The organism is Pseudomonas sp. QLc11A (genome assembly GCF_052112305.1).
GTDB lineage: Bacteria > Pseudomonadota > Gammaproteobacteria > Pseudomonadales > Pseudomonadaceae > Aquipseudomonas > Aquipseudomonas laurylsulfatiphila.
In genome coordinates this window covers 22,589-34,318 of record NZ_JAVAJJ010000003.1, presented here as the reverse complement: position 1 = coordinate 34,318, position 11,730 = coordinate 22,589, and the positions used below count along the sequence as shown (strand labels likewise).

Below are 11,730 nucleotides of genomic sequence, written 5' to 3'. Positions count from 1 at the left end.
GATCGATTGCAGACCTACGGGGGTCAGAGTGTGCGTACCTGACCGATAGCCAAAGGCTGGGCGCTCTCACCGATGCCGTTGACCAAAGGCGCGCCGAACTCATCGAGACTGATCTGGAAGCTATCCCCCGGCTGGGTCTTCACACCGTCGGCAAACGACAGCGTGGCAGTACCGAAGTAGTGCACGTGAACATCGCCGGGACGCAAAAACTGCGCGTACTTGAAGTGATGAAATTCGAGATTGGCCAGGCTGTGGCACATGTTGTCCTCGCCGCTGAGAAACTCTTTTTCCCAGATCGTCTGGCCGTTGCGCGTGATGCGGCTGGTGCCGACCAGATGTCTGGGCAACTCACCGACACGCAGCTCCGGGCCAAAGGAGCAGCAACGCAGCTTCGAATGAGCGAGATACAGGTAGTTTCGCCGCTCCATGACGTGGTCGGAGAACTCATTACCCAGTGCATAACCGACACGGTACGGCTGGCCGTCGTCGCCGATCACATACAGGCCGGTCAGTTCCGGCTCCTCACCGGCGTCCTCGGCAAACGGCGGCACCGGGAAGTCCGCACCGGGACGCACGACGATGCTGCCGTCGCCCTTGTAGAACCACTCCGGTTGCGCGCCGACCTGCTCCGGTGCCGGTTTGCCGCCCTCCAGCCCCCACTTGAACATGCGCATGGTGTCGGTCATGCCGGCTTCGACTTCACCGTCGTGCTGGTGCATTTTGTCCCGCGTCGCGGCGCTGCCCAGATGGGTCAGGCCGGTGCCGCTGATCAGGCAATGGGCGGGGTCTTCGTGGTCCAGCGGCGGCAGGACCTTGTGTTGCTGCAATAGCTGCGCGTAATCCGGACCGGGGTCGCTGCCGCGCCGGGCGATTTCTTCTTGCAGGCTGCACTGGGCACGGATGGCGGCCAGGGCCAGTTCACGGGTACTGCGGGTATCGCGCAGCACCTGGACCCGAGTGCCCTCAACCACGCCAACCTGGCGTTGCCCGTCGGTGTTTTCAAACTGAATCAGGCGCATGTCGGCCCTCCGAAAAGTCGTGGTGGGCGCCGCGAGAGAGCGGCGCCGGACGGTCACTCGATGATGTTGAAATCGCTCAGGTACTCATCGGAGATTTCAAGGCCCAGGCCCGGCTTGTTGTCATCCAGTTGGATGTAGCCGTTGACTGGTTGCGGCTCGCCCTTGAACACGTAGTAGAAGAGCTCGTTGCCGACTTCGACGTCGAACACCGGGAAGAACTCGGCCATAGGCGAAGCCGTAGTGGACATGGTCAGGTGGTAGTTGTGCATCTGCCCGGCATGGGGGATGACCGGCACCGACCAGGCCTCGGCCATGGCGTTGATCTTGCGCGCGGCGGTGATGCCGCCGACGCGGTTGGTGTCGTACTGGATCACGTCGACGGCACGGCGCTCCAGCAGGTCCTTGAAGCCGTAGGAAGTGAATTCGTGCTCGCCACCGGAGATCGGCATGATCCCCATCTTCTTCAGCTCGATATAGCCTTCGATGTCGTCGGCGATCACCGGTTCTTCGAGCCAGCGCGGTTCGAACTCGGCCAGTTTCGGCAACATGCGCCGGGCATACTCGAGGGTCCAGCCCATGTAGCACTCGAGCATGATGTCGACGTCGGGGCCGGCCAGCTCACGCAGGGCGCGCACTTGTTCGATGTTGCGGCGCATGCCCGCCGGACCGTCCTTCGGGCCGTAACCGAAACGCATCTTCAGCGCGGTGAAACCCTGGTTCAGGTAGCCTTGGGCTTCTTCAAGGAACAGGTCGAGGTTGTCGTTGGCGTAGAGCTTCGAGGCGTAGGTCCAGATCTTTTCCTTGGTGCGCCCGCCCAGCAGCTTGAACACCGGCTTGTTCACCGCTTTGCCCATGATGTCCCAGATCGCGATGTCGATGGCCGAGATCGCCGCCATGCCGATGCCCTTGCGGCCCCAGGCATGGCTCTGGCGGTACATTTTCTGCCAGATGTATTCGTTGTCGAACGGGTCTTCGCCAATGGCGATCGGTGCCAGGTAGGTGTCGATGATTTCCTTGGCCACGCGCGGCGCCAGGGCGCAGTTACCGATGCCGACGAGACCGGTGTCGGTCTCGACTTCCACCACCAGCCAGCCGTGGAAACGGAACGAGCCCATGGCGTCGCCGCGCTCGAACAGGATGTCGCTGGCGTTGGTGCAGAAGTGCGCCTGGGGTGGCACGACCTTGCCTTTCCACTCGAAAACGCGGGTACGGATCGCTTTGATTTTCATGAATAGAGTTTCCTTGCGCTGCCGGCTTCTTGTCATTGTGAGTCGCTGCGCACTGCCGCTCGGGCGGCGGTCTTGCGCATTCGATGGAGCGACTTTAGCCAGCGGCCAAGGGCTGCGGATAATCACTTATGCGTATCCGGCGATAACCTGGAGTGATAGCTGAAACAGATTATTGGGTAGATAAAGTTATCGGCCACGCACAAATAACTGTGGGAGCGAGCCTGCTCGCGATGGCGGTCTGACAGCCACTACAAAGGTGTCTGTACTGTCGTCATCGCGAGCAGGCTCGCTCCCACTAAGGGACTTCGTTGTGTCAGTAGTTGGGGGTGCCCATCCGGCACGCAATCTCGAACGCCTGGCGAATCGCGCCGACGTTGGCCTTGCCCTGCCCGGCGATATCGAAGGCGGTGCCATGGGCCGGGGTGGTGATTGGGATCGGCAGTCCGCCCTGCACCGTGACGCCACGGGAGAAGCCCATCAGCTTGATCGCGATCTGGCCCTGGTCGTGGTACATCGTGACCACCGCATCAAAGGCACTGGCATCGCCCTGAACCTTGAGGAAGATCGTGTCGGCCGGATAAGGCCCGTCCGCCGCGATCCCCAGTGCCTGCGCCGAACGAACCGCCGGGCCGATGATGTCCAGTTCCTCGCGACCGAACGAACCGTTATCACCGTTATGCGGATTCAGCCCGCAAACGCCGATGCGCGGTTTTTCCAGCCCGTTGCGCTTGAGCGCGGTGTCGATCAGTTGAATCGCTTCGACCACCCGTTGCTGGCTGAGCAGGCCCGGCACATCGGCCAGGGCCACATGGGAGGTCACCCGCGAAGTCCAGAGATTGTCGAGCACGTTGAATTCGCAGAACGGTCCATGGAAATCCAGCAGCTCGGCGAACCAGTGCAGCTCATCGCTGTGGGCCATGCCGGCCATGTGCAGTGAAGTCTTGTTCAATGGCCCGAACAACACGGCGTCGGTGATGCCCGCTTCGGTCAGGCGCAGGGCTTTTTCCAGGGTGTCGAGGCTGTAGCGGCCACCGATGACGCTGGCCTCGCTACGCGCAAACTCACCGATAGTGTCGCCGCGAAAGTCGTAGAACAGCGGCGTGTCATCGACGAATGCCAACTGCTCCAGGGACTCGACGCGACGATAGGGAAATTCCATCCCGGCAATGCGCATGCCGCGACGCATTTCCGCTTCGTCGGCGATCAGGATCACATTGGCCTGGGCACGCACTTCAGGCTCGCCCAGCAAGCGCGCAATCAGCTCAGGGCCGATGCCCGCCGGGTCCCCCAGGACCATCGCGATGGTGGATTTGCTCATGCTTCACTCCTCAAGGGTTCAGGCTGCGCCCGGTCGTTGGCGCAAGGCTCGCAGCGATAGACCCGCTGCGCGTTGCTGTAGAAAAGTCGTTCCTGATCGGCTGTCGGCAGATCGGCGACGATGGATTTGAAACCGCTGTAGATGTCGTCGAACGAACCACACAGGCTGTCCACGGGGAAGTTGCTGGCGAACATCGCCCGGTGGCTGCCGAACATGGCGATCACCTCGCGCACGATCCAGGCGTTGTCCTTGGCGCGCCAGCGCTGGCCGCCCTGCCCCAGGCCGGAAATCTTCACCTGCACGTTCGGCCACTGCGCCAGCCGCGCCAGCGCCAGACGCCAGCCCGCCAAGCCTTCGGCACTGCGGTCATTGGGCAAACCGGCGTGGTTGAGAATCAGCGTGGTGCCGGGGAAATCCCGGGCCAGGCGTTCGGCTTCGTGCAGGTTCCACCAGGGCGTCTGCAAGTCGAAATGCAAGCCCAGCCCTTCGAGCGCGGCGTAACTGCGGCGCCAGTGTTCGTCACTCATCAGGCTACGCATGTGCCCCACCTGCGCCGGCGCGATCGGCCCACCGGGTTTGTGGCGCACGCTGCGCACATGCTTGAAACGCGCCTGCTCGGTGAGCACATCGATAGCGTCCGGATGATCGAGCCAGGCTTGCGCCACGACCGCATTGGGCACGCCGTAGCGGGCGGCCAGTTGCTCGATGAAACGGGTTTCGCCAATCGGGTCCTGCGGGTTCCACTCGGTCTCGACGTACACCGTTTGCACGACGTTATGGGAACCCGCATCAGCGAAGTAATCCTCGGGAAAATAGCGGCGCTTGATCGCGCTGTAGTCTCCGTAGCGAAAGGGTATGTTGGCCTCGGGGGCAAGCCATGGGTGGTCGTTGACGGTCGGGTCCCAGAAGTGATGATGGGCGTCGATGATCGGGCCGTTCCACAACGCATTAGTCATGGCGCACCTCGTCGAGACTGATGAACAAGGTCGCCAGCACGAAGACTGCCGAGCACGCTGCGAAGAACCCGAGCACCGGGGCGAAGCCACCGGTCGCCTGCAGAATCACGCCCACCAGGATCGGCACCGCGATGCCGCCGCAGCTGCCGGCCATGTTCATCACGCCGCCGATCAAACCGACCCGCGCCGGCGCCGCCAGCAGCGCCGGGAAGCTCCAGTAGAGGCTGCCCCACATCAGGAAGAACGCGGTCATGGCCAACAGCGCCACTGCCGCAAAAGGATTGCTCAAGGTCGGCAGCAACAGAAATGCGCCGAGGGCCACCAGCCCGGAAAACGCCAGCAGGCTTTTGACCGCCACCGCGCGACTCACGCCTTTGCGAATCAAGCCATCGCAGAGGAAACCACCGGTCAACGAACCCAGTGCACCGCAGACAAAAATCACGAAGGTCGCCGCACCAATCCCCTTGATATCGAAACCCCGGGCCTGGGCAAGGTAACTCGGGCCCCAGGTCAGCAGGCCGAAATACACCATCGCCCAACTTGCCCGGCCGATCAGCAAACCGCTGAGCGAGCGTGGCGCAATACCCAGCCCCTTGACCGGCGCCCGGGCCGCTTCGGCGGCGGGCGTTGCACGGCCGGCGTTGATTTTCTCAAGCTCTGCCTCATTGACTTGCGGGTGACCGGCCGGGTCATCGCGCAGATAACGCCGTGCCAGCCAGGCCAGCACCAGGGTGGCGATACCGGCGATCACAAAGGCCAGGCGCCAGGAGTCCAGCGAGGCAATCAGCCAGGCGATGATCAACCCGCCAAGGGCCACGCCCAACGGGCTGCCGCTGTCCATCAATACCGCGCCGCGACTGCGCTCGCTCGGGGCCAGCCACAGGGAAATCAGCTTTCCGCCCGACGGGAACAGCGGTGCTTCGGCGGCGCCCAGTGCAACCCGGGCAAACAACAACGACAAGCCGCCGGTGGCAAACGCCGCCAGCACCTGAAACGTGCCCCACAACCCGGTGGACCAACTGATGACCCGATGCGCGCCGAAGCGGTCGATCAGCCAGCCGCCGGGAATCTGCAACAGTGCGTAGGCCCAGAAAAAGCTGCTGAGGATCAGCCCTTGCAGGCTCGGTGACAGGGAAAACTCATGGGCGATGGTCGGCATCGCAATGGACAGCGACACCCGGTCGATCAGGTTGACCATGGTCAGCGCGAAGATGATCGCGAAGATCCGCCAGCGCACGCTGCTGGCTTTGACGGCGCAGCTCTGCGCGGGTGCCGCGGCCTGGGGCTGGATATCCGCGCCGGCCAGGTTCAGGGATGCACTGGAACGAGCCATGGTGCGTACCTCTTTTATTATTTTTGTGGGGACTGCAGCGCCGCTTCCTGGCGACATTTGTGAGCACTATCGAAGGCTCGCTGATAACCGTCTAATCAAAACTTGAAATCAGGCGATAGCCTCGGGTTATGTCATGTCCTGCTTTCAACGACCTTTCAACGTTGCCACGCATGCTTTTCTGTAGGAGCGAGCCTGCTCGCGATGGTCTTCAACGAAAACACGTGCTTCCTGAATTAACGCGGTGCCCTTGAGTCCATCGCGAGCAAGCTCGCTCCTACAGTAGGCAGGCGTTTGCCGAGCTATAACCCCAGGCTATCGGTGTATGTATTGTTTTGACTAGACGCCGTGCCCGCACCTTCACACACTCGGGCCAGGCTTGCGGCTTTACCGCGCAAACAAGCCGCTCATAACAATTACAAGAACATGAATACGAGGCTCTTCCATCATGCGAAATGCATTCGTCCGTCGCACCTCCCGTCTGTTTCTTGGCTGCGCACTGATCGCCGCCGGTACCCTTCCCGCTCTCGCCAACGCCGCCTGGCAACCGGACAAGAACGTCGAAATCGTCGTCGCCGGTGGTCCCGGTGGCGGTACCGACCAGCTCGGTCGCCTGATCCAGTCGATCATCACCACGCACAAGCTGCTCGACGTGAATACCATCGTCCTCAACAAGGGCGGTGGCAACGGCGCCGAAGCCTTTCTCGACCTGAAAATGAGCAAGGGCGATGCCGACAAACTGGTGATCGGCACCAACAACATCTACCTGTTGCCGCTGGTGTCCAAGCTCGGCTACGAATGGCAGGAGCTGACCCCGATTGCCGCGGTAGCCGAGGATGACTTCATTCTCTGGAGCTACAAGGGCGCGCCGTGGAAAGACGCGAAAAGCTTCTACGAAGCGGTCAAGGCCGACCCGTCGAATCTGCGCATGGGCGGCAGCCAGTCCAAGGACGTCGACCAGACCCTGACCCTGCTGCTGAACCAGACCAACAACAGCAAACTGGTGTACATCCCGTTCAAGAGCGGCAGCGAAGCCGCGACGCAACTGGCCGGCAAGCACATCGCCGCCAACGTCAACAATCCAAGCGAGAGCATCAGCCAATGGCGTGGCGATCAGGTCGAGCCACTCTGCGTGTTCAGTAAGGAGCGCATGGGCTATACCGATAAAGTCGCCGGCGACAAATCCTGGGCCGACGTCCCGACCTGTCACGAACAAGGCCTGGGCATCGATCAGTACCGCTTCCCGCGCACCGTGTTCATGCCCGGCGACGTCACCGCCGAGCAGCGCGCGTTCTATGTCGAGTTGATGCGCAAAGTCACCCAGACCGATGAATTCAAGGCTTACGTGAAGCAGAACGCTCTGGTGCCAACCTTCCTCGAGGGCGAGCCGCTGACCGCCTACATCGAAAAAGACACCGCCCGCGTCACGCCGGTGTTCAAAGAGGCCGGCTGGCTGAAAAACTGAGTTGCTCACGGCCGCCCGCCCTGCGTACGGCCGTCACCTCTGGAGGTGCTTTCATGTCCCATTCTTCGGATTCACCAGCGCTGGTCGGTACACGCTGGGTCGAACTCGGCCTGACACTCTTCACCACGCTGATCGGCGCGGTGGTGATGTACGGCAGCGTTGAACAAGGTATCGGCTGGGGTGATGCCGGCCCCGAGCCGGGTTACTTTCCCTTCTACATCGGCCTGATGTTGAGCGCCGCCAGTGTGGCCAACGGCGTGTTGACCCTGGTGCGCTGGCAAGCCCTGGGCATTTCCTTCGTCAGCCGCAGTGCGTTCAGGCAAGTGCTGTCGGTGTTCGTGCCCATCGCGCTATTCGTCGGTGCGATGCCGTTCACCGGCATCTACGTCGCTTCGGCCTGCTTCATTGCCTGGTTCATGTGGCGTGACAAGGTCCGCGCCAAGCCTTACGGCAAATGGATGATCGGTAGCGTGTCCCTGGGCGCGGTGCTGGCCAGTTACCTGATTTTCGCGCTGTGGTTCAAAGTGCCGCTGGATGCCGGCCCAATGGGCGACTGGATTGCCCTGGCCGGGAGAAATTTCAAATGAGCGAGTTCGATTCCCTGCTGCAAGGCATGAACCTGATCCTCACGCCGGGCCATATCGGCCTGATGGTGATCGGCGTGCTGCTGGGCATTCTGGTCGGCGTACTGCCCGGTCTCGGTGCCCCCAACGGCGTGGCGTTGCTGTTGCCGCTGACGTTCACCATGTCGCCGGTGTCGGCGATCATCCTGCTGTCGTGCATGTACTGGGGCGCGCTGTTCGGCGGTTCGATCACCTCGATCCTGTTCAACATCCCCGGTGAGCCCTCATCGGTGGCGACCACCTTCGACGGCTACCCGATGGCCCGCGAAGGCCGCGCCGCCGAAGCCCTGACCGCCGCGTTCAGTTCGGCGTTGCTGGGTGCGTTGGCCGGCGTGTTGTTGCTGACATTCCTGTCGACCAAAATCGCCGCGTTCGCCATGTCCTTCAGTTCACCGGAGTTCTTCGCGGTGTACCTGTTGGCGTTCTGCACCTTCATCGGCATGAGCAAGAACCCGCCGCTGAAAACCGTGGTGGCGATGATGATCGGTTTCGCCATGGCCGCCGTCGGCATGGACACCGTGTCCGGCAACCTGCGCCTGACCTTCGACCAGCCGATCCTGATGACCGGCATCAGCTTTGAAGTGGCGGTGATCGGCCTGTTCGGCATCGGCGAAATCCTCTGCACCGTGGAAGAGGGGCTGGTGTTCCGCGGCGAACATGCGCGGATCACGCCGATGGTGATCCTGCGCACCTGGGCCAAATTGCCGCGTTACTGGTGGACGATTGTGCGCAGCACCCTGGTTGGCTGCTGGATGGGCATCACCCCTGGCGGACCGACTGCCGCGTCGTTCATGAGCTACAGCCTGGCGCGGCGTTTCTCGAAAAACCGCGACAACTTCGGCAAAGGCGAACTCGAAGGTGTGATCGCCCCGGAAACCGCTGACCACGCGGCCGGCACCAGTGCCCTGCTGCCGATGCTGACCCTGGGTATTCCCGGTTCGGCGACTGCGGCGGTGATGCTCGGTGGCCTGATGATCTGGGGTTTGCACCCGGGGCCGACGCTGTTCGTCGAGCAACATGATTTTGTCTGGGGCCTGATCGCCAGCATGTACCTGGGCAACGTGGTGAGTCTGATCGTGGTGCTGGCCACTGTGCCGCTGTTCGCTTCGATCCTGCGCATCCCGTTCTCGATCATCGCGCCGATCATCATCATGGTCTGCGCCATCGGTGCCTACTCGGTGCACAACTCGTTCTTCGACGTGGTGTTGATGCTGGGCTTCGGTGCGCTGGGTTATCTGTTCAAGAAACTCGGCTACCCGATTGCGCCGCTGGTGTTGGCAGCGGTGCTGGGCGACAAGGCAGAAGATGCGTTCCGCCAGTCGATGCTGTTCTCCGACGGGCACCTGGGGATTTTCTGGTCCAACCCCTTGGTGGGCAGCCTGACCACGGCGGCGCTGCTGATGCTGTTCTGGCCGTTGATTTCCAAAGCGCTGCAAACCCTGATCGGCCTGCGCAAACCCCAGGTCGCCAAACCAAAATCGGTGCTGTGACACGCCAAAGCTGGCAACGCCTGGCATTTGTTGTCAGGCTTGCCGCTGGACTTTTTCGCGAGCACGGCCCATGACCCGAATTCCTGCTGCCAACGTAATCCACAGCCGACTGCGCCTGCGCCAACTGCGGTTGATGCTGGCGTTGCAGGAGTTCGGCTCGTTGCGCCGCGCCGCCGACCACATCGGCATGACCCAGCCGGCCGCAACCAAGATGCTGCATGAAGCCGAGGACCTGTTGGGCGTCGAGCTGTTCGAACGCCTGCCCCGGGGCATGCGCTCTACCCCGTTCGGGGAAACGGTCATTTATTACGCACGCATGGTGTTCGCCGAACTCAGCGGCATGCGTGAAGAGCTGGTCGCCCTCGAATCCGGCAACCTTGGCCGGGTCGCGGTCGGGGCCATTCCGGCACTGGCTTCGGGGCTGCTGACGCGCACCATCGCCACCTTGAAACAAAGCCATCCACGCTTGTCGATGAGCATTCAGGTCGACACCAGCGACGTGCTGGTGCAGGCGTTGTTGCAAGATCAGCTGGATATCGTATTGGGGCGGATTCCCGTCGGTGCCCGGGCAGAGGAGTTGCTGTTCGACAGCCTTGGCGAGGAAGCGCTGTGCGTGATTTCCGGCGCACAGAATCCATTGGCCAAAGCCACGCAGTTGAGCTGGGCCGAATTGCAGAACATGACCTGGGTACTGCAACAGCAGCCCAGCCCGATGCGCGCGATCATCAATCAGGTGTTCCACAACGCGCGGGTCGACATCCCGAGCAGCATCGTCGAAACCACATCGATCATGACCTTGCTGTCGTTGATTCAGCAGACTGACATGCTCGGCGTCACGCCGGTGTCGGTGGTCGAAGACTATCCCGGTCGGGATCTGCTGGCGGTGTTGCCGATCAAGTTCGAGGCGCGGCTGCCACCGTACGGGTTGATCACCCGGCGTCATCGCATTCAATCGTCGGCGATGCAGGCGTTCATGAATTCGGTACGGGCCGAGCATGCGCTGAGCAAATGACAGGCAAAAGATCGCAGCCTGCGGCAGCTCCTACAGGTACGGCTGCGATCTTTTGGTTTTTTTTTTGCGCGGCCTACGCTGTTTTACGGAACACAAACACCAGCCCGACGATGATCAACAGCATGCCGAACAGGCTCAACAGCGCCAGGCGATTGCCGAAGACCAGATAGTCCATCACCGCCGTCACCGCCGGTACCAGGTAAAACAGACTGGTGACGTTCACCAGGTTGCCCCGGGCGATCAAGCGGTACAGCAACAGCGTCGCCAGCACCGACACCACCAGCCCCATCCATAGCACCGGCAGGATGAAACCGCTGCTGTGTTCGAAGTGAAACGGCTGGAAAGGTACGAAAACCCCGCACAACAGCAGTCCGGCGAGGTACTGCACCGGCAGCGTGCCAAGGGGATTTTCAGTGATGCGTTTCTGCATGATCGAACCGAACGTCATGCTCGCCAGCGCCAGCAGACCGAAAAGCATTCCGGCCAGCGACATCCCGGCCAGGCCGATGCCCTGATAGACCACCATGATCAAACCAGTCAGACCCAGGACCAGACCGAACATCCGGCTCCAGGAACGCTGACGCTCCATCAGCACCACCGTGAGAATCGGCTGCACGCCCATGATGGTCGCCATCACCCCGGGGGTGACTTTCAGGTCCAGGGCCAGCAGATAGAAAATCTGATAGGCCCCCAACAACACCACGCCGGTGGCCATCGCGTACAGCATCGGCTTGCCGCCCTTGGGCAACTTCAGCTTGAACAACGGCACCAGCAACACCAGCCCGCATAGCGCAATGACGAAACGAAACATCAGGAAGGCGAAGGGTGACGCGTGGGCCAGCCCCCATTTGGAGAAGATCGCCCCGCTGCTCCACAGCAGCACGAACAGGCTCGTGGATGCCGCCGCGAGCGCGGATTTTTTCGAAAGGACAAACATGAATACCACCTGTAGTCAGGCAAAAAGCCAACTCAGCAAAAGCTGAAATCCAGTAGTTTTTTCAGGCGGGCGCGGGAACAGCAGAAGACAGCTGATCAGCCCGAAATGCCAACGCCTGGCGGTGAGACGACTGCGCACACCGGCGTGCTACTGACAGGTGGGGGGTAATGACTGATCTGCCCAGGCTGCTGATTCCCGCACGGCACGACGCCAGCGTTGACCGCTGAATCGACTACCGCGTTGAGGAGGAATGCAGGCATTGGGCTGATCTTTGCTCGAGGGATAAAAAGCGAGTCCGAAACTCACCGTGTGCCGACTATAACCAGCGTTCGACATGGATTGCAACGAGTT

At 61.6% G+C, this 11,730-nt stretch carries 10 protein-coding genes; 4 read left to right on the top strand and 6 right to left on the bottom strand.

Annotated elements, in window-relative coordinates; genetic code table 11:
• Positions 1-23: 23 nt before the first annotated feature.
• The 5 genes from araD1 to Q8X48_RS05560 all read right to left on the bottom strand — a co-directional run bounded on the left by araD1 (position 24) and on the right by Q8X48_RS05560 (position 5,855).
• Positions 24-1,019 (bottom strand): AraD1 family protein, encoded by a 996-nt coding sequence (gene araD1 / locus Q8X48_RS05580; RefSeq protein WP_407799392.1) that lies wholly within the window; start codon positions 1,017-1,019, stop codon positions 24-26.
• Between the two features lie 53 nt (positions 1,020-1,072).
• On the bottom strand, positions 1,073-2,248 hold the full coding sequence (locus Q8X48_RS05575) for an L-rhamnonate dehydratase (RefSeq protein ID WP_007972458.1): 1,176 nt from the start codon (positions 2,246-2,248) through the stop codon (positions 1,073-1,075).
• Positions 2,249-2,561: 313 nt separating this feature from the next.
• Positions 2,562-3,566, bottom strand: coding sequence for a 4-hydroxythreonine-4-phosphate dehydrogenase PdxA (locus Q8X48_RS05570; RefSeq protein WP_407799391.1), 1,005 nt, complete (start codon positions 3,564-3,566; stop codon positions 2,562-2,564).
• On the bottom strand, positions 3,563-4,522 hold the full coding sequence (locus tag Q8X48_RS05565) for an amidohydrolase family protein (RefSeq protein ID WP_407799390.1): 960 nt from the start codon (positions 4,520-4,522) through the stop codon (positions 3,563-3,565). Before Q8X48_RS05565 ends, Q8X48_RS05570 begins: the two co-directional genes overlap by 4 nt.
• Positions 4,515-5,855 (bottom strand): MFS transporter, encoded by a 1,341-nt coding sequence (locus Q8X48_RS05560; protein ID WP_407799389.1) that lies wholly within the window; start codon positions 5,853-5,855, stop codon positions 4,515-4,517. The genes Q8X48_RS05565 and Q8X48_RS05560 overlap by 8 nt, the downstream gene beginning before the upstream one ends.
• Positions 5,856-6,300: 445 nt before the next feature.
• Between Q8X48_RS05560 and Q8X48_RS05555 the strand changes: the two genes are divergently transcribed.
• The 4 genes from Q8X48_RS05555 to Q8X48_RS05540 all read left to right on the top strand — a co-directional run bounded on the left by Q8X48_RS05555 (position 6,301) and on the right by Q8X48_RS05540 (position 10,442).
• On the top strand, positions 6,301-7,317 hold the full coding sequence (locus Q8X48_RS05555) for a Bug family tripartite tricarboxylate transporter substrate binding protein (RefSeq protein ID WP_007972451.1): 1,017 nt from the start codon (positions 6,301-6,303) through the stop codon (positions 7,315-7,317).
• Between the two features lie 53 nt (positions 7,318-7,370).
• Positions 7,371-7,904, top strand: coding sequence for a tripartite tricarboxylate transporter TctB family protein (locus Q8X48_RS05550; protein ID WP_407799388.1), 534 nt, complete (start codon positions 7,371-7,373; stop codon positions 7,902-7,904).
• Positions 7,901-9,430 carry a tripartite tricarboxylate transporter permease gene (locus Q8X48_RS05545; protein WP_104450490.1) on the top strand — a complete coding sequence of 510 codons (1,530 nt, stop codon included), beginning with the start codon at positions 7,901-7,903 and terminating at the stop codon, positions 9,428-9,430. The genes Q8X48_RS05550 and Q8X48_RS05545 overlap by 4 nt, the downstream gene beginning before the upstream one ends.
• Before the next feature lie 70 nt (positions 9,431-9,500).
• A complete protein-coding gene (locus Q8X48_RS05540; RefSeq protein ID WP_015096357.1) occupies positions 9,501-10,442 on the top strand; it encodes a LysR family transcriptional regulator in 942 nt (313 codons plus the stop codon).
• A 73-nt stretch (positions 10,443-10,515) separates the two neighbouring features.
• Here the strand turns inward: Q8X48_RS05540 and Q8X48_RS05535 are convergent, their stop codons facing one another.
• On the bottom strand, positions 10,516-11,379 hold the full coding sequence (locus Q8X48_RS05535) for a DMT family transporter (protein ID WP_407799387.1): 864 nt from the start codon (positions 11,377-11,379) through the stop codon (positions 10,516-10,518).
• Positions 11,380-11,730: the final 351 nt, after the last annotated feature.

Coding starts and splice junctions, on each gene's coding strand:
- Q8X48_RS05555 (WP_007972451.1), top strand. CDS start 6,301: ATGCGAAATGCATTCGTCCGTCGCACCTCCCGTCTGTTTCTTGGCTGC.
- Q8X48_RS05535 (WP_407799387.1), bottom strand. CDS start 11,379: ATGTTTGTCCTTTCGAAAAAATCCGCGCTCGCGGCGGCATCCACGAGC.
- Q8X48_RS05550 (WP_407799388.1), top strand. CDS start 7,371: ATGTCCCATTCTTCGGATTCACCAGCGCTGGTCGGTACACGCTGGGTC.
- Q8X48_RS05560 (WP_407799389.1), bottom strand. CDS start 5,855: ATGGCTCGTTCCAGTGCATCCCTGAACCTGGCCGGCGCGGATATCCAG.
- Q8X48_RS05545 (WP_104450490.1), top strand. CDS start 7,901: ATGAGCGAGTTCGATTCCCTGCTGCAAGGCATGAACCTGATCCTCACG.
- Q8X48_RS05570 (WP_407799391.1), bottom strand. CDS start 3,566: ATGAGCAAATCCACCATCGCGATGGTCCTGGGGGACCCGGCGGGCATC.
- Q8X48_RS05540 (WP_015096357.1), top strand. CDS start 9,501: ATGACCCGAATTCCTGCTGCCAACGTAATCCACAGCCGACTGCGCCTG.
- araD1 (WP_407799392.1), bottom strand. CDS start 1,019: ATGCGCCTGATTCAGTTTGAAAACACCGACGGGCAACGCCAGGTTGGC.
- Q8X48_RS05565 (WP_407799390.1), bottom strand. CDS start 4,522: ATGACTAATGCGTTGTGGAACGGCCCGATCATCGACGCCCATCATCAC.
- Q8X48_RS05575 (WP_007972458.1), bottom strand. CDS start 2,248: ATGAAAATCAAAGCGATCCGTACCCGCGTTTTCGAGTGGAAAGGCAAG.